This window comes from Actinoplanes sp. CA-142083 (genome assembly GCF_050942195.1).
GTDB lineage: Bacteria > Actinomycetota > Actinomycetes > Mycobacteriales > Micromonosporaceae > Actinoplanes.
The window spans coordinates 348,142-365,343 of record NZ_CP192076.1; the positions used below are offsets into that span (position 1 = coordinate 348,142).

Annotated in this window: 15 protein-coding genes and 1 pseudogene; 14 read left to right on the forward strand and 2 right to left on the reverse strand. The window is 72.2% G+C overall.

Annotation, left to right across the window (positions count from 1 at the left end):
* Nucleotides 1-103 precede the first annotated feature (103 nt).
* The 8 genes from ssd to ACQPZX_RS01700 all read left to right on the forward strand — a co-directional run bounded on the left by ssd (nucleotide 104) and on the right by ACQPZX_RS01700 (nucleotide 5,195).
* Complete coding sequence (gene ssd / locus ACQPZX_RS01665; RefSeq protein WP_433373332.1) at nucleotides 104-1,183, forward strand: septum site-determining protein Ssd; 1,080 nt, start codon at nucleotides 104-106, stop codon at nucleotides 1,181-1,183.
* The gene (locus ACQPZX_RS01670; RefSeq protein WP_433373335.1) at nucleotides 1,180-2,367 is read left to right on the forward strand and encodes a TadA family conjugal transfer-associated ATPase; all 1,188 of its coding nucleotides are present in this window, start codon (nucleotides 1,180-1,182) and stop codon (nucleotides 2,365-2,367) included. The genes ssd and ACQPZX_RS01670 overlap by 4 nt, the downstream gene beginning before the upstream one ends.
* A complete protein-coding gene (locus tag ACQPZX_RS01675; protein ID WP_433373337.1) occupies nucleotides 2,364-3,191 on the forward strand; it encodes a hypothetical protein in 828 nt (275 codons plus the stop codon). The genes ACQPZX_RS01670 and ACQPZX_RS01675 overlap by 4 nt, the downstream gene beginning before the upstream one ends.
* The gene (locus ACQPZX_RS01680; RefSeq protein ID WP_433373340.1) at nucleotides 3,188-3,499 is read left to right on the forward strand and encodes a hypothetical protein; all 312 of its coding nucleotides are present in this window, start codon (nucleotides 3,188-3,190) and stop codon (nucleotides 3,497-3,499) included. The genes ACQPZX_RS01675 and ACQPZX_RS01680 overlap by 4 nt, the downstream gene beginning before the upstream one ends.
* Nucleotides 3,496-4,209 (forward strand): type II secretion system F family protein, encoded by a 714-nt coding sequence (locus tag ACQPZX_RS01685; protein WP_433373341.1) that lies wholly within the window; start codon nucleotides 3,496-3,498, stop codon nucleotides 4,207-4,209. The genes ACQPZX_RS01680 and ACQPZX_RS01685 overlap by 4 nt, the downstream gene beginning before the upstream one ends.
* Nucleotides 4,210-4,351: 142 nt before the next feature.
* Nucleotides 4,352-4,480 (forward strand): DUF4244 domain-containing protein, encoded by a 129-nt coding sequence (locus ACQPZX_RS01690; protein ID WP_378966372.1) that lies wholly within the window; start codon nucleotides 4,352-4,354, stop codon nucleotides 4,478-4,480.
* Complete coding sequence (locus tag ACQPZX_RS01695) at nucleotides 4,480-4,836, forward strand: TadE family type IV pilus minor pilin (RefSeq protein ID WP_433384941.1); 357 nt, start codon at nucleotides 4,480-4,482, stop codon at nucleotides 4,834-4,836. Before ACQPZX_RS01690 ends, ACQPZX_RS01695 begins: the two co-directional genes overlap by 1 nt.
* A complete protein-coding gene (locus ACQPZX_RS01700; protein ID WP_433373344.1) occupies nucleotides 4,833-5,195 on the forward strand; it encodes an Rv3654c family TadE-like protein in 363 nt (120 codons plus the stop codon). The genes ACQPZX_RS01695 and ACQPZX_RS01700 overlap by 4 nt, the downstream gene beginning before the upstream one ends.
* Before the next feature lie 43 nt (nucleotides 5,196-5,238).
* Here the strand turns inward: ACQPZX_RS01700 and ACQPZX_RS01705 are convergent, their stop codons facing one another.
* Nucleotides 5,239-7,581 (reverse strand): DEAD/DEAH box helicase, encoded by a 2,343-nt coding sequence (locus tag ACQPZX_RS01705; RefSeq protein WP_433373347.1) that lies wholly within the window; start codon nucleotides 7,579-7,581, stop codon nucleotides 5,239-5,241.
* A 113-nt stretch (nucleotides 7,582-7,694) separates the two neighbouring features.
* Here ACQPZX_RS01705 and ACQPZX_RS01710 point away from each other — a divergent pair, with 113 nt between their 5' ends.
* The 6 genes and pseudogenes from ACQPZX_RS01710 (at nucleotide 7,695) to topA (ending at nucleotide 15,820) form a co-directional block, all read left to right on the forward strand.
* Nucleotides 7,695-8,054 (forward strand): STAS domain-containing protein, encoded by a 360-nt coding sequence (locus tag ACQPZX_RS01710; RefSeq protein ID WP_433373350.1) that lies wholly within the window; start codon nucleotides 7,695-7,697, stop codon nucleotides 8,052-8,054.
* Nucleotides 8,051-8,491: an ATP-binding protein gene (locus tag ACQPZX_RS01715; RefSeq protein WP_433373353.1), complete on the forward strand. Its 441-nt coding sequence runs from the start codon at nucleotides 8,051-8,053 to the stop codon at nucleotides 8,489-8,491. Before ACQPZX_RS01710 ends, ACQPZX_RS01715 begins: the two co-directional genes overlap by 4 nt.
* Before the next feature lie 247 nt (nucleotides 8,492-8,738).
* Nucleotides 8,739-11,093: a sodium-translocating pyrophosphatase gene (locus tag ACQPZX_RS01720; RefSeq protein WP_433373356.1), complete on the forward strand. Its 2,355-nt coding sequence runs from the start codon at nucleotides 8,739-8,741 to the stop codon at nucleotides 11,091-11,093.
* Nucleotides 11,094-11,175: 82 nt separating this feature from the next.
* Nucleotides 11,176-11,706: a hypothetical protein gene (locus ACQPZX_RS01725; RefSeq protein WP_433373359.1), complete on the forward strand. Its 531-nt coding sequence runs from the start codon at nucleotides 11,176-11,178 to the stop codon at nucleotides 11,704-11,706.
* Between the two features lies 1 nt (nucleotide 11,707).
* Nucleotides 11,708-12,055, forward strand: a pseudogene (locus ACQPZX_RS01730) (hypothetical protein); the annotation flags it as partial.
* Between the two features lie 957 nt (nucleotides 12,056-13,012).
* Nucleotides 13,013-15,820: a type I DNA topoisomerase gene (topA, locus tag ACQPZX_RS01735; protein WP_433373362.1), complete on the forward strand. Its 2,808-nt coding sequence runs from the start codon at nucleotides 13,013-13,015 to the stop codon at nucleotides 15,818-15,820.
* Here topA and ACQPZX_RS01740 read toward each other — a convergent pair whose 3' ends face one another.
* A complete protein-coding gene (locus ACQPZX_RS01740) occupies nucleotides 15,821-17,119 on the reverse strand; it encodes a D-arabinono-1,4-lactone oxidase (RefSeq protein WP_433373365.1) in 1,299 nt (432 codons plus the stop codon).
* Nucleotides 17,120-17,202: the final 83 nt, after the last annotated feature.

The window sequence follows — 17,202 nt, forward strand, 5'->3', positions numbered from 1 at the left end:
GACCGAAGTTATCCACAGGCGACGGCAGGCGGCGTTGCCGGGCGTCACGGGCCTCCGCGACGGTGGGCGCCTCATCCGCCCGACGCCGTGTTGGAGAGCCACGATGCCCACTCCGCGCCTGCCCCTCGTCGTGACCGCCGACCAGGAGCTTCTCGACGACCTCGTGCGCCTCGCTGCCGCCGGCGGCACCGAGGTCGTCGTCGCCACCGACCCGATCTCGGCCAGCCCGAGGATCACCGCCGCGCCGATGGTCGTCTTCGGCGCCGACGTCGTCGTCGAGTGCCTCCGGGCCGGTCTGCCCCGGCACTCGCGCACCGTGATCGCCACCCGTAGTGAATGGCCGCACGCCGTCGACGACGCGGCCCGGCGGCTCGGCGAGGTCCACATCTGCCTGCTTCCGGACGGCGAGGCCTGGCTCGTCGACCGATTCGCCTCGCTGCCACATGCCGACCCGCCCCTGGCACGCACCGTCGCCGTGATCGGCGGCAGCGGTGGCGCGGGCGCCAGCATCCTCGCCGGCGGCCTCGCCGTCACCGCCGTCCGGGCCGGGCACCGCACACTGCTCGTCGACGGCGACCCGCTCGGCGGCGGCCTCGACGTGCTGCTCGGCTGGGAACAGCAGAACGGCCTGCGCTGGCCCGCGCTCGCCCGGGCCGGCGGCCGCGTCGACCCGCCGGAGCTGCTGCGCGCCCTGCCGCAACGCGGCGACCTCGTGCTGCTGTCGTTCGCCCGGGACGAGTCCGCGTCGGTGCCCAGCGAGGCGATGGCCGCGGCCCTCCACGCCGGTCGCCGCGCCCGCGACGTGATCGTCGCCGACCTGCCCCGGCAACTCGACGACGCGTCGGTGCTCGCCCTCCAGACCGCCGACCGGGCCCTGCTGGTCGTGAGGCCCGAATTGCGAAGCCTCGTCGGCGCGCACGGGGTGGCGCAGACGATCCGGGTCCATCGCGACGACCTCGCGGTGGTGGTGCGCGGCCCGGCGCCCGTTCCGCTCCCGCCGCGGGACGTCGCCAAGGCGCTCGGGCTTCCGCTGGCCGGGGTGCTGCGCCCCGAGCCGGACATGCTGGTCGCGATCGAGAACGGCAAGGGTCCCGCGTACGGCACTCGCGGGCGCCTCGCCGGGCTGTGCCGCGAGCTTCTCGGCAAACTGGTCGACCAGCCGCGGAACGAGGCGGCGGCATGACGGGGTACGGGCAGCTCACCACCTCGGTGCGGCAACAGTTCGCGGTCGGCGGCGTCGAGGCCACGCCCGCCGCGGTGGTCCACGCGGTGCGCCGGGAAACCGGCGCGCTCGGCGACCACGCGGTGCACCGGCTGGCCGACCGGGTGCACGACGAGCTGGTGGGCGCCGGGCCGCTCGCGCCGTTCCTCGCGAACCCCGAGGTGACCGACGTACTGGTGAACGGCAAGCAGGTCTGGGTCGACCGGGGCGCCGGGCTCGAGCGGGCCGGCGAGATGTTCCGCGACTACGACGAGGTGCGGCGGCTCGCGCAGCGGCTGGCGGCGGCGTGCGGTCGGCGGCTCGACGACGGTCAGCCGTACGCCGACGCGCGCCTGCCCGACGGCACCCGGCTGCACGCGGTGCTGCCGCCAGTGGCCACCGACGGGCCGTACCTGTCGCTGCGGACCTTCCGGCAGCGGCCGTTCACGCTCGACGACCTGGTCGAGCACGGCACCCTCACCCGGACCGTGGCGCCGGTGCTGCGGGCGATCGTGCAGGCGCGACTGGCGTACCTGGTCACCGGCGGCACCGGCAGCGGCAAGACGACGCTGCTGTCCACGTTGCTCGGGCTCGTGCCGCCGACCGAGCGGATCGTGCTGGTCGAGGACGCGGCCGAGCTCCGCCCGGTGCATCCGCATGTGGTGGCCCTGCAGGCCCGTACCGCCAACGTCGAGGGGGCGGGGGCGATCGGGCTGACCGATCTCGTGCGGCAGGCACTGCGGATGCGCCCCGACCGGCTGGTGGTCGGGGAGTGCCGCGGCCCCGAGATAGCCGACCTGTTGGGTGCGCTCAACACCGGGCACGACGGCGGGGCGGGGACGCTGCACGCCAACACCGCGGGCGACGTGCCGGCGCGGCTGGAGGCGCTGGGTCTGCTCGGCGGACTGCCGCGAGCCGCGCTGCACGCCCAGGTGGTGGCGGCGCTGCAGGTGGTGCTGCACGTTCGCCGTACGGCCCGGGGCCGCGCGCTCGAGTCGGTGAGCGTGCTGCTGCCGGCAGGAGAGCAGCGGCTAGCGACCGTGGTGCCGGCCTGGCGACGTACGCGTGGGGCGGCGCCGGGTGCGACAGCACTCGCACGGCTGCTGGCCGTGCGAGGGGTGGCCGCGCCGGCGGTGCTCGAGCCTCCGCCCAGGGTCGGAGCATGAGCATGGTGCTGGCCGCGTGCCTCGTGGCCGGGGCCGTGGTGATCGCGTGGCCGGCACGGCGCCGGCTCTCCTGGGCCTCGCCGCACGCGGTCGTGGCAGGCGTGGGCGCGGCCGCGGCGGTCGGTCTGGTCGTCGGCGGGCCGGTGCTCGCCGTAGTGGCCGCCGCCTACGCCGGGCTCGCCGGCCGGGCGCTGCTGCGGCGAACGGCCCGGCGGCAGGTCAAGGCCGGCCGGGCGGCTTCCCTCGCCGGACTGGTCGCGCTGGCAGCCGACCTCCGCGCGGGACTGCCCCCAACTGGTCCGGTGCCAGGCGGGTTCGGCTCAGGCGAAACCACGCCGGGTGTGGTCGTGGCCGGTGGCTCCTTTTCGGGCAGGTTCGCGATGGGCCGGTTCGCTGCAGGCGGGTTCGCGATGGGCCGGCTCGCGTCGGGTGGGTTCGCGTCGGGCGGGTTCGCGTCGGGCCGGGCTGCACCGGGCGCGGTCGCGGCTGGGCGTCTCGAGCGGCTCACGGCGTCGGTGTGGCGGCTGGCCGAGCGGACCGGGGCGCCGGCCGCCGATCTCGTCGAGCGCATCGAGGCGGACGCGCGGGCGGCAGATCGTGCGGCGGACGCGGCGGCGGCCCAGGCGGCCGGCGCGCAGGCCACCGCGTTGCTGCTGGCCGGGCTGCCGGCCGGCGGCATCGGGCTGGGCATCGGGATCGGCGCCGACCCGATCGGGGTCCTGCTGCACACCCCGCTGGGCGCGGCCTGCGCGATCGGGGCAGTGGTGCTGCAGAGCGGCGGCCTGATCTGGACCGAACGACTGACCGCGGGGGTGGCTCGATGAAGGAGCAATGCGCGCTGGACGTGCTGCTGAGCCCGGGCGGCCCGGTCCGGGTGACTGTGCGGCCCTGCTGCCTCGCGGCGCTGGTGAATCGTCACCAGCCCACTCCGGCCGACCCCGCCGGACCCCGGCGAGGCAGTGCGCCCGCCGCGGCGGACAAGAAGGGCGCCGAAGACGCGTCCTTGGTGTGCGCCGCAGACGAGGTGCCCGCCGGCAGCGTGTCCTTGGTGCGCGCGGCGGGCGAGGTAGTCGCTGAGGATGTGTCGTTGGTGCGCGCGGCGGGCGAGGTTGAGATGCGGGTGTCGCCATGAGCCTGGTGGCTCTGGGCGCGGCGGCCTTGCTGCTCCTGCTGACGCTGTGGCGCCGGGAGCCTCGTCGGCGGCTCGATCGGCTGCGGCGCACCTTTGCGGGCGCGCCGGAGGGCGACGGGCGCGGGGTGCGGATCGGGCTGGCGGTGATTGCGGGCGTCGCCGTCGCCGGGCTGATCGGGTCCTGGTGGGGCCTCGCGGTCGGAGCGGCCGCCGGCGTGGGCGTCGAGCGGTACCTGCGGCGACGGGAGCCGCCCGCGCGCCGGCGGGAGCGGCTCGCCGCCCTGGCCGACCTGCCGCTCGGCGCCGACCTGCTGGCGGCCGCTCTGCGGGCCGGTGCGCCGATCGACCGGGCCGCGGCCGAGGTGGCCGAGGCGCTGGGCGGTCCGCTCGGCGAGCGCCTGCGGCGGACGGCGCGGTCGCTGCGGCTCGGCGCCGGACCGGCCGAGGCGTGGCAGCACCTCGACGGGCTCGACGGCGCCGAGCGGCTGGTCGCGGCGGCCGTCCGGTCGAGCGCCAGCGGGGGAGCGCTCGCCGGGGCGCTCGGACGGCTCGCCGACGACCTGCGCGCCGACCGGGCCGTCGCCGCCGAGGCGGCCGCCCAGCGGGCCGCGGTGCTGATCGTGCTGCCGCTCGGGCTTTGTTTTCTGCCGGCGTTTCTGCTGGCCGGGCTGGTCCCGGTCGTGATCGCGGTGCTCGAGGACGTGCTCTGACACCGCCGAGACCTCCGTGGCCCCGGGTCACGGATCGCGGCAGCGGCCCGCCGGTCGCTGCCGACCACAACCGAAGGAGAACCACGTGCGCAAACTGATCGCGAACTTCGCCCGGCTCCGGGTGGACGCCGGCGACGCCGGGATGAGCACCGTCGAGTACGCCGTGGGCACGCTCGCCGCGGTGACGTTCGCCGGCGTTCTGCTCAAGGTCGTCGGCGGTGAAAGGGTGCAAGCGGCCCTGGCCGCGATCATCGACCGGGCCCTGCAGTGATCCGGCGCCGGCAGCCCGGACGCGACCGGGGATCGTTCACCGCCGAGCTCGCGGCCGGGCTGCCGGCGCTCATCATGCTGCTCCTCGCCGGGCTCACCGCGGTCGTGGCGGTGACGGCCAAGGGGCAGTGCGTCGACGCGGCGCGGGAGGGTGCGATGGCGGGCGCGCGGGGCGAGGGAGCGACCGCGGCGGCGGGGCGGGTGGCTCCGCCGGGGGCGAGCATCGACGTGGCCACCGGCGATGACACGGTCGCCGTCGTCGTGCGGGCGCCGGTGCGGATGCTGGGCGCGCGCCTTCCTGCGATCACCGTGAAGGGGCAGGCGGTCGCCGCCCGGGAGCCGGGGGTGACGCAATGATCCGCGAACCGGATCGCGGCGGTGCCTCGATCTTTCTGCTGGCCGTCGGGCTGGCGCTGGTGCTGGCCGGGCTCGGCGCGACGGCGATCGGCTCTGCCCGGGTCGCGCGACACCAGGCTCGCACCGCGGCCGACCTGGCGGCGCTGGCCGCGGCGATGCGGGCGATCGAGGGCGAGGACGCGGCGTGCGCGCGGGCGCGCGAGTTCGCGACGGCGAACGGCGGGCGGCTGACGTTCTGCACCGTCGAAGGGCTGGAGGTGGTGGTCTGGGCAGAGGTCGAGGTCGAGCCGATGCCCGGCATGGTGCGACACGCGAAGGAGGGCGCCCGGGCAGGCCCGCTCTTTGGGCCGGTGGGCTAAGGGAGGCGACGGCCCGTGGGCTAAGGGAGGCGACGGCCCGTGGCTAAGGGAGGGCAGCGGCGGCCTGTGGGCTGAGGTCGGGCGACGGATCGGCGGCGACGGGGAGAGCGGCGACGGAGAGGGCGGCGAGGACGGCGTCCAGGACTGCGACGGCGCCCGGCTTGTGGAGGGGGTTGTTGCCGTTGCCGCACTTCGGGGACTGGACGCACGACGGGCAACCCGTCTCGCACCCACATGCCGCGATCGCGTCCCGGGTGGCGCCGAGCCAGGCCGCCGCCGTCTCGTAGGCGCGCTCGGCGAAGCCCGCCCCGCCCGGGTGGCCGTCGTAGACGAAGACCGTCGGCGCCTCGGTGTCGGGGTGGTTGGCCGTCGAGAGGCCGCCGATGTCCCAGCGGTCGCAGGTCGCCATCAGCGGGAGCAGCCCGATCGCCGCATGCTCGGCCGCGTGCAGGGCGCCCGGGAAGTCGGGCGGCTCCACTCCGGCGGCCTCCATTGCCCGCGGCGACACCGTGAACCAGACCGCCACCGTCCGCAGCTCGCGTGGCGGCAGGTCGAGCGGCCGGGTGTCGATCACCTCGCCCGAGCCGAGGCGGCGGCGCTGGTAGGAGACGACCTGGTTCGTCACGTCTACCTCGCCGAGGAAGAGCCCCACCGGGCCGGCGTCCACATACGAGCGGACGCTCACCACCGACAGGTCGGTCACGTCGCGGGCGTGCGTCGACCAGTCCGGCTCCTCCTGGTGCACGAGTGCGACTGCGTCCTCGAGGTCGAGGTCGTCGACCACGAACGTCACGCCCTGGTGCAGGTAGACCGCGCCGGTGTGCAGCATGACGTGCGACGAGCCGGCGTCGACCGTGCCCAGCAGCCGGCCGGTCGACGACTCGACGACCTGCACTGGCGCGCCGCCGGTGCCGCGCAGGTCCACGTCGGGCCGGCCCTTGTGCGTCCAGTACCAGCCGGTCGGCCGGCGGCGCAGCACCCCGGCCTCGCTGAGACCGTCGACCGCGGCCTGCGCGCCGCTGCCGAAGAGTGCGAGGTCGGCGGTGGACAGAGGCGCCTCCGACGCGGCGCAGCACAGCTGCGGCCCGAGAACGTACGGGTTGCCGGGGTCGAGCACCGTGGCCTCGACCGGCCGGCCGAACAGCGCCGACGGGTGGTGCACCAGGTACGTGTCGAGCGGATCGTCCCGGGCGATCAGCACCGCCGTCGCCGGCTCGCCCGCACGCCCGGCCCGCCCCGCCTGCTGCCACAGCGACGCCCGCGTCCCGGGATAACCGCAGATCAGCACCGCGTCCAGCCCGACCAGGTCGACGCCGAGCTCGAGCGCGTTGGTCGAGGCCAGCCCGAGCAGCTCGCCCGTGAGTAATTGCCGCTCGATCTCCCGCCGGTCCTCCTTGAGGTAGCCGGCCCGGTACGCGGCCACCCGATCGCCCAGCCCCGGGACCGCCTCGTCCAACTGCCGGCGGGTCACTGCCGCCACCACCTCGGCACCGCGCCGCGACCGGATGAACGCGAGCGTCCGTGTCCCGCTCACCACCGCGTCGGTCAGCAGGTCGGCCGTCTCCCTCAGCGCGGACCGGCGGACCTGCGGCAAGCCTTCGTCAACTTCCAGAAGCGGTGGCTCCCAGAGCGCGAAGGTCGTGGCCCCACGCGGCGAGGTGTCCTCGGTGATCGCGGTGACCGGCACCCCGACCAGCCGCGATGCCGTGTCGGCCGGGTCGCCCGAGGTGGCCGACGCGAGGATGAACGTGGGCTTCCCGCCGTACCGGGCGGCCAACCGGCGCAGCCGCCGCAGGACATGCGCGACGTGCGAGCCGAAAACGCCGCGGTAGGCGTGGCACTCGTCGATCACCACGTACGAGAGCCGCCGGAGAAACGTCGCCCACCGCTCGTGCCCGGGCAACATCCCATGATGCAACATATCCGGATTTGTTAGTACGAAGCGGGAGTGCTGCCGGATCCAGTCTCGTTCCTCGCGCGCCGTGTCACCGTCGTAAGTGGCCGGCCGTACGTCGGGAAGACCGAAACCAGCGACGGCGCGCAACTGATCCGCCGCCAGTGCCTTTGCCGGCGCGATGTAGAGCGCCGTCGCGCGCGGATCGTCGAGCAGGCGCGTGAGGACCGGCAGCTGATAGCCGAGCGACTTGCCCGACCCCGTCCCGGTCGCCAGCACGACGTGCTCGCCATCGAAGGCGAGCGATGCGGCCGCCGCCTGGTGTGCCCACGGCTCCGAGATCCCGCGGGCCCGGCAGGCCGCGACAACGGCCGGCGAAGCCCACGCCGGCCACGAAACCCGGGTGCCCGCCCGGGCCGGCAGGCGCTCGATGTGGGTCACCGAGGGCGAGGAAAGCAGCGGCCGGTGGGCGGTGGACGTCACGCGTTGCACTCTGACATCGGTATGGCCGCAACCTCAAACGGGTACCTGGGGTGGGTGCCGCGCGCCGCGGCAACCCAGGCGGTGGTTAGATTCGCAGGAGAGATCCGCAGGGAGGAGGAGCGATGGAGCTGTCCCTTGCGACTCGGACCGTCGCCGAGCACACGGTGCTCGAGGTGGGCGGCGAGGTCGACGTCTACACGGCTCCGAGGCTGCGTGAGCGCCTCGTCGAGCTGGTCGACGCGGGCGCCCGCAACGTGGTTGTCGACCTGGGCGGCGTCGAGTTCCTCGACTCCACCGGCTTGGGCGTGCTGGTCGGCGCGATGAAGCGGCTGCGCGTGGCGAACGGCCGGTTCGGCCTGGTCTGTTCCAAAGAACCGCTGCTGAAGATTTTCCGGATCACCGCGCTGGACCAGGTTTTCCCGATCTATCCCACGATCGAGGCGGCGACCGCAGACAGCGACGGCAGCGGTCCGACTTCGTGATGGCGACGGTCCGTCTGTCCTTCTCGCCGGCGCCGGTCCATGTCCGGACGGCACGGCTTGTCGGTGTGGCGGTTGCTCGGCGGGCGGGGGTCGCCGAGGAACTGCTCGACGAGGTTCGGCTGGCGATCGGCGAGGCGTGCACGCGCGCGGTGGCCCTGCACGTCCAGTACGGCCTACCCGATCTCGTGACGGTCGAAATGTCTGATTCGGACTCATATGCCGTACGGGTGATTGATCATGCCCCGATCGAGGCAAGCGTCGGCCTGGCCAAATTGCCGCCCGACGAGCTGGCCGCCGAGTCGCTGACCGACGACGAGCTCACCACCGGAGTGGGCTTCGCCCTGCTCGCCGGATTTGTCGATGACCTGCAGGTTCGCCCGGTCGATGATGGTCCCGGCACCGAGGTCCGGATGGTGTGGCCGGTACAGCGCCGGTGACCAACTGGAGATCAAAAAAGATCGTTACCCCTCTGGCGCCGCGCTAACACAGCGGCGAACATCACCACGACACGGCCGGAGCCGGGTGTGACCACCACCACGACCGGCCGATACAGTACGCGAGTTATCAGCTACTGCTCCTGGTCCCGCGTCCGCGGGGCCCAGTTGTCGTCTCCCCGGTAACGGGGATGCGCCCGGGCGTTTTCGTCCGTCGCCTCGGGTGCGGTCGGTGTACAGGAGGACATTGATGTCCGGGACCTTGATAACTTCTGCCGCGGGCGGAGTGTCCCTGAGCGGTTCAAACGTCACATTCGTCATCGTCGCGCTGGTCTTCGCGCTCATCGCGCTGGGCTTCGCCGCGATGTTCGTCCAGTCGGTTCTGAAGACCGGGCGCGGCACCAAGAACATGCAGGAGATCGCCGGCGCCGTGCAGGAAGGCGCCTCGGCGTACCTGTTCCGTCAGTTCAGGACACTCGCGATCTTCGTAGTCATCGCGGTCGTCCTGCTCTACCTCCTGCCGGTGCACGACACCGACAACGAGGTGTGGGTCAAGATCGGCCGCTCGCTCTTCTTCATCGTGGGCGCGGTCTTCTCCTCGTTCATCGGCGGCGCGGGCATGGCTCTCGCGACCCGGGCGAACCTGCGGGTGGCTGCGGCCGCCGGTGAGCAGGGCGGCCGCGAGACCGCGATGGGCATCGCGTTCCGTACCGGCGGCGTGGTCGGCTTCCTCACGGTCGGCCTGGGCCTGTTCGGTGGCGCGCTGGTCGTTCTGATCTTCAACAGCGACGCGCCGACGGTGCTCGAGGGCTTCGGCTTCGGCGCCGCGCTGCTCGCGATGTTCATGCGGGTCGGCGGCGGCATCTTCACCAAGGCCGCGGACGTCGGCGCCGACCTGGTCGGCAAGGTGGAGCAGGGCATCCCCGAGGACGACCCGCGTAACGCCGCGACCATCGCCGACAACGTGGGCGACAACGTCGGCGACTGCGCCGGCATGGCGGCCGACCTGTTCGAGTCGTACGCCGTCACGCTGGTCGCCGCGCTGATCCTGGGCCAGGCCGCGTTCGGCCAGGACGGCCTGATCTTCCCGCTGATCGTCTCGACCATCGGTGTCGTGATCGCCATCGTCGGTGTCTTCATCACCCGGCTGCGTCCGTCCGACAAGAACGGTCTCACCGCGATCAACCGGGCGTTCTACATCTCGGCCGCGCTCTCCGCGATCGCGGTGGCGGTGGTCAGCTTCATCTACCTGCCGAGCTCGTTCGCCGGCTTCAACGACGAGGGCATCGGCGCCGACATCGTCGCCAGCGGCCGCGACCCGCGCTGGGTCGCCATCGGCGCCGTCGTGATCGGCATCGTGCTGGCCGCCGCCATCCAGGCGCTGACCGGCTACTTCACCGAGACCAACCGGCGCCCGGTGCAGGACATCGGCAAGTCGTCGCAGACCGGCGCGGCCACCGTCGTGCTGGCCGGTATCAGCGTCGGCCTCGAGTCGGCCGTATACTCGGCGCTGTTGATCGCCGGTGGCGTCTACGGCGCGTTCCTGCTCGGCGGCTCGTCGCTGACCCTGTCGCTGTTCGCGGTGGCGCTCGCCGGCACCGGGCTGCTCACCACGGTCGGCGTCATCGTCGCGATGGACACCTTCGGCCCGATCTCCGACAACGCGCAGGGCATCGCCGAGATGTCCGGCGACGTCGACGAGCACGGCGCGCAGATCCTCACCGAGCTCGACGCGGTCGGCAACACGACCAAGGCGATCACCAAGGGCATCGCGATCGCGACCGCCGTCCTGGCGGCCACGGCGCTGTTCGGCTCGTACACGAACAGCCTGGCCAGCTCGCTGGCCGACGCCGGGATCAAGGACGTCGGCGCCGAGATCCTCGGCCTGCTCAACATCGCCAACCCGCGCAGCCTGGTCGGCCTGCTCATCGGCGCCGCGGTGGTCTTCCTCTTCTCCGGTCTGGCGATCAACGCGGTTTCGCGCTCCGCCGGCGCGGTCGTGATGGAGGTCCGCCGCCAGTTCCGCGAGCACCCGGGCATCATGGACCGCACCGAGCGGCCCGAGTACGGCCGCGTCGTCGACATCTGCACCCGGGACGCGCAGCGCGAGCTGCTCACCCCCGGCCTGCTGGCGATCATGGCCCCGATCGCGGTCGGCTTCGGCCTCGGCGCCGGGGCGCTCGCGGCCTACCTGGCCGGTGCGATCGGCGCGGGCACGCTGATGGCGGTCTTCCTGGCCAACTCCGGTGGCGCCTGGGACAACGCCAAGAAGCTGGTCGAGGACGGCTCGTACGGCGGCAAGGGCTCCGAGGCGCACGCCGCGACAGTCATCGGCGACACCGTGGGCGACCCGTTCAAGGACACCGCGGGCCCGGCCATCAACCCGCTGCTCAAGGTGATGAACCTGGTCTCCCTGCTGATCGCGCCGGCCGTCGTGAGCTGGAGCATCGGCTCGGACGCCAACACCCCGCTGCGGGTGACGATCGCGGTCGTGGCGGCGGCGATCATCGTCGTGGCCGTCTTCATCAGCAAGCGCAAGCCGATCTCGATGGGCGACGACACCCCGGTGGACAACTCGGTTCCGACCGAGAAGGTCAGCGCCTGACGATCATCGAAGGGGGTGCCCGCGAGGGCACCCCCGCCAGCACCATGGAAGGTTGTCACACCCGGGCCGTACGCTGCTTCCCATGCGTGCGGCCCGTCCCCTTTCGGTAGTGCTTCTGGTCGCGCTCGTCCTGAGCGCCGCGGCCTGCGGGAGCGCGCACAACGCGCGTGCCTGGGCCGCGTCGGTGTGCGGCACGCTGAGTCCGTGGCGCACCGAGATCGGCTCCCTGACCACCCGCGCCCAGCAGCAGATCAACGTCAACACCACACCCAACCAGGCGAAAGAAAACCTGAGCCGGCTCTTCTCCGGCGCGCAGGACGCGAGCGAGCGGGCCCGCGCCGGGGTGGCCGACGCCGGCGTGCCCGACGTGGACAACGGCCAGAAGATCGCCGACGGCTTCACCGGCGCGCTGGCGGGCCTCCGCGACGCGTACGGTAAGGCCGCCACCGGCATCGACGGCCTGGCCACGGCACCCGCCAAGGTCTTCTACGAGCAGGTGGAGAAGGTCGTCGACCAGCTCAACTCCGACTACGAGGCGAGCAGCCTCGACACGAGCAAGCTGGATTCGCCCGAGCTCAAGCAGGCCTTCGACGAAGTGCCCGAGTGCCGGTGAGATGACCGAGCCAGGGTGGCCGCTGATCCCGCGCGAGATGCTGCCGGAGCCGGTCCCGAAGGGACGCGGGTTCTCCGCGCCGTCCGTAGGACCAGGCGCCGGTGACAGCACAGCTGTGAAACCTCGGTCCGTTCCGCGCCCGCCGGTTCCCGATCTCGGCCGTCAGCTGCCGTTCTTCGGCGCCGAGACCACCGAGCCGTCCCCTGCCGATCTCGCCGGTCTGCTGGCCGGTCCGGGCCGCCTGGGCCGCATGGGCGGCACCGCGCGGGTGTCGGTCGAGGTCGACGCGGCCTGGCGCGTGCACGTCCTGATCTCCGAGCTGGTCGCGCGCGGTCTGACCGCCCACTGGCGGCCACTGCAAGATCAAAATCAAGTTCCCGATGCCGACGTACGGGCGGGGGAGCGCGACAAACCACAGGAGACCAGGTCCCCGGCGTCGCAGGCGAGCGGGCCCGACCCTTTCGACGACATTTATCCGGAGCCCGACGCGTGGCCCGACTCCTCCGCTGCGGATGAGCCGGTCGACGACGATCTCCTTGAAGATGGCCGGAGAGATCCACAACACCCGGACGCCGGCCGGCGCCTTCCTGTACCAGGGGAGCTCTCTCTCACAACCGGCCGGCGTTCGGCCGCAAGTGAGGAGGAGTCCGAAAAATCGGATGAGCTCGGCCGGTCGACACCCCCGGCCGAGCCCGTTGGCGATGCCGTTCCAAAAGAGTCAGAGGGGGACGAAACACCCAGCTCCGAGGAAACCGCCCCGAGACCGCGATTCGAGGTGCTCACGGCGTACTCCAGTCGGCTGAACGGCCTGGCCCGTGGCTGGCCGGAGGCCGCCACGCAGCTCTTCCTCTCCGGACCTCGGCTCCGCCTGTGGGTCGCGGCGGCGGGTGAACCCGTGCCGGGCGGGTATTCTCTAGGCCTGGACCCGGTCAAGGACCTGGTGGCGGTCGATGCCGCGCTGGTGCGAGCCGGTCTGGCCGGCCGTTTGTCGGATGACGGACGCCACTATCTGATCGCCGGTAAAAAGCGCCTCCGGCGACTCGCCGAGCTGGTCGGTGAGCGCCCCGATGCGGCGCCGGAGCAGGTGTGGCCGTTTGCGACAAGCGCGTGATCTTCCTGGATTGTGTGCGACACGACTCACCTTTCGCGGTGTACGGTGTCGCCGTCGGACGCATGCGGTGGCCGGACCGTTACCATCCGACTCCGGGGTTCCCCGGGAATGCGGTCTCGTCCGGCGCGTTACGTTGAAAGTCTGTGCCCCGCCGCCAGAGAAGGCGGGACGCTGAGTGCGAAGTTTGGGAGTGCCGTGCCGAGTGACACCAGGACGACGCGTCTGGTCATCGTCGAGTCTCCGTCGAAGGCCAAGACGATCGCCGGTTATCTGGGCCCCGACTATTTCGTCGAGGCCTCCTTCGGCCATGTCCGTGATCTGCCGCGCAACGCCGCCGACGTGCCCGCCAAGTACAAGGGCGAGTCGTGGGCGCGGCTCGGCGTCGACGTCGACAACGGCTTCCACGCGCTCTACGTCGTCTCCCAAGATCGCAAGGCGCAGATCGCCAAGCTGGTGAAACTGGCCAAGGAAGTCGACGAGATCTTCCTCGCCACCGATGAGGACCGCGAGGGCGAGGCGATCGCCTGGCACCTGGTCGAGACGATCAAGCCCAAGGTCCCCGTCAAGCGCATGGTCTTCCACGAGATCACCAAGCCGGCCATCCAGGCCGCGGTGGCCAACCCGCGCGAGATCGACCGCGACCTGGTCGACGCGCAGGAGGCCCGCCGGATCCTCGACCGCCTGTACGGCTACGAGGTCAGCCCGGTCCTGTGGAAGAAGGTGATGCCCCGCCTCTCCGCCGGGCGGGTCCAGTCGGTGGCGACGCGCATCGTGGTCGAGCGCGAGCGTCAGCGCATGGCCTTCCGCACCGCGGAGTACTGGGACATCCTCGCCACCCTCGCCGTGCAGGGAAAGATAGAGGGCCCGCGTAACTTCAACGCCACCCTGATCGCCCTCGACGGCGACCGGATCGCCACCGGCAAGGACTTCGAGCCCACCACCGGCAAGGTCCGGCCCGGCGCCGGCGTGGTGCACCTCGACGAGGCCGGCGCCCGCGGGCTGGCCGCCCGCCTGGAGGACCGCCCCTTCACGGTCACCCGGGTCGAGGAGAAGCCGTACCGCCGCCGCCCGTACGCGCCGTTCATCACCTCGACGCTGCAGCAGGAAGCGGCCCGCAAGCTGCGGTTCTCCGCCTCGCAGACGATGCGCACCGCGCAAAGGCTGTATGAAAACGGCTACATCACCTACATGCGTACCGACTCGGTGAACCTGTCCGAGACCGCGCTCACCGCGGCTCGCCGGCAGATCGCCGAGCTCTACGGCCAGAACAACGTGCCGCCGCAGCCGCGCCGCTACACCGGCAAGGTCAAGAACGCGCAGGAGGCGCACGAGGCGATCCGCCCCGCCGGCGACAACTTCCGCACCCCCGGCGAGGTGGCGAACGAGCTTTCCGGCGACGAGTTCCGGCTGTACGAGCTGATCTGGCGCCGGACGATCGCGTCGCAGATGACCGACGCCGTCGGCAACTCGGTGAGCGTCCGGATCCGCGCGATCTCCACCACCGGCGAGGAGGTCGACTTCGCAGCGTCCGGCAAGACGATCACCGACCCGGGCTTCCTGCGCGCCTACGTCGAGTCGTCCGACGACGAGAACGCCGAGGCCGAGGACGCCGAGCGCCGCCTGCCGACCCTGGTCAAGGACCAGCCGCTGACCGCCGAGGAGCTGGCCGCGGCCGGCCACCACACCACGCCGCCCGCCCGCTACACGGAGGCGTCGCTGGTCAAGGCGCTCGAGGAGCTGGGCATCGGCCGCCCGTCGACGTACGAGTCGATCATGCGGACGATCCAGGACCGCGGGTACGTGGAGAAGCGCGGCCAGGCCCTGATCCCGTCGTTCCTCGCGTTCGCGGTGATCGGCCTACTGGAGGGGCATTACCCCCGCCTGGTCGACTACAACTTCACCGCGGCCATGGAGACCCAGCTCGACGACATCGCCGGTGGCGACCACGCGGCGCTGGACTTCCTCACCTCCTTCTACTTCGGCAGCCAGACGGCCGGCGCCGAGGACACGATCGCCGCGGCCGGCGGGCTGAAGAAGATGGTGACCGAGAACCTCAGCGCCATCGACGCGCGCTCGGTCAACTCGATCCCGCTGTTCATCGACGAGGGTGGCCGCAACGTGGTCGTCCGGGTCGGCCGCTACGGTCCCTACCTGCAGCGCCAGCTGCCGGAGGCGACCGAGGAGGCGCCGGAGGACAGGGTCTCCATCCCCGAGGGGGTGGCGCCCGACGAGCTGACCCCGGAAAAGGTCAACGAGCTCTTCCTGGGCGGTGGCGGCGAGCGCTCCCTGGGCGACGACCCCGCGACCGGCGAGTCCGTGCAGCTCAAGTCCGGCCGCTTCGGGCCGTACGTGCAGGCCGGCGAGCGCAAGTCGTCGCTGTTCCGCACCCAGTCGCCCGAGACGCTGACGCTCGACCAGGCGCTGCGGCTGCTGAGCCTGCCCCGCGCCCTGGGCAAGGACCCGGAAGGCGCCGAGGTCGTCGCGGCCAACGGCCGGTACGGCCCCTACGTCAAGCGCGGCGACGACTTCCGGTCGCTGGAAAACGAGGACCGCCTGTTCACCGTCACGCTGGACGAGGCGCTCGCGCTGATCGCCCAGCCCAAGACGCGACAGCGCCGCGAGGCCAAGCCGCCGCTGCGCGAGATGGGCCCGGACCCGGTCACCGAGAAGCCGATGATCATCAAGGAGGGCCGCTTCGGGCCGTACGTGACCGACGGGGAGTACAACGCCTCCCTGCGGCGCGGGCAGACGCCCGAGGAGCTCACCGTCGAGCAGGCCTCGGAGATGCTGGCCGAGAAGCGCGCGAAGGGCCCGGCGCCCAAGAAGAAGGCCGCCGCCAAGAAGGCGCCGGCCAAGAACGCCGAGCCGGCCGCCGCGAAGAAGACCGCGGCCAAGAAGGCCCCGGCCAAGAAGGCAACCCCGGCCAAGAAGGCCGCGGCCGCCAAGAAGGCAACCCCGGCCAAGAAGGCCGCCCCCCGCAAGGCGGCGGCCTCCGCCGAGTGATCAGCCGAGCACCCGGTCCAGGTATTCGTTGCTGAAGACCCGGGCCGGGTCGATCCGGTCGCGCACGGCCACGAAGTCGTCGAACTTCTCGTAGACCGGGCGCAGGTCCTCCGCCGAGCGGTAGTGCAGCTTGCCCCAGTGCGGGCGCCCGCCGAGCGGCTGGCAGACCGCCTCGACGGCCCGGAAGTACGGCTCGTAGTCGACCCCGGTGAACTGGTGCACGGCCACGTACGCCGACTCGCGCCCGTACCCGTGCGAGAGCCAGATGTCGTCGGGCCCGGTGAAGCGCACCTCGACCGGGAACTGGACCTTGAACGGCAGGCTCTCGATCACGCGGGGGAGCGCCCCGATGACCTCCGGCAGGGCCGCGCGCGGGATCTCGTACTCCATCTCGGTGAAATGCACCCGCCGCGGCGTGCAGAAAACCCGGTCGGACCGCTCGGTGTAGGTCCGCGCGGTCAGCGCGCGGGCCGCGACGGCGCTCGCCGTCGGCACCACGCCGGGCACCGCCTTGCCGAGCCGGCAGACCGCGCCGAAGACCGTGTTGGAAAGGAACTCGTCGTCCATCCAGCCGCGGAACCTCGACAGCGGCTTGTCGTGCGCCGGCACCTTGTTATTGATCTTCAACTGGGCCCGGTCGGTGTACGGGTACCAGTAGAACTCGACGTGGTCGTTGGCCGGGATCCACTCGTCCAGGCCGGCCAGCACGTCCGCGAGGGCCATCGGCCGCTCGTCCGCCAGCAGCGTGAACGCGTCCACGCAGCGCAGCGTCACCTCGACGAGGATGCCCAGCGCGCCCAGCCCGAGCCGCGCGGCCGGGAAGATCGGGTCGTCCTTGCCCACCTCCAGCACCTCGCCGGTGCCGGTCACCAGCGTGACCGCCTCGACGCAGGAGGCCAGCGTCGAGTGCTCCGCGCCGGTGCCGTGCGTGCCGGTCGAGATCGCCCCGGCCACCGTCTGCTGGTCGATGTCGCCGAGGTTGGGCATGGCGAGCCCGTGCTCGGCGAGCACCGCGTTCAGCACGTGCAGCGGCATCCCGGCCTGCACGGTGACCAGCGGCGCGTCGACCGACACCAGCCCGGCCAGGCGGTGCAGGAACAGCCGCTGGTCGGTGGCCACCGCGATGGCCGTGAACGAGTGTCCGCTGCCCACCGCCTTGATCCGGCGTCCGGAATCAGACGCTTCCTTGACCTGGGACACGACCTCGTCGACAGTGCCAGGAGTCAGGATGTCGGTCGCGTGTGCCTGCTGGTTGCCGCCCCAGTTGGTCCAGCGGCGGGCGATGACAGGGGTCGTCATTATGGCTTTGTCCTCCGTACGAGCGGACAGTCGCACAAAACTGGGCGTGTGGAGTGTCCTCCGCGTCCCGTCGATGCCCCTCG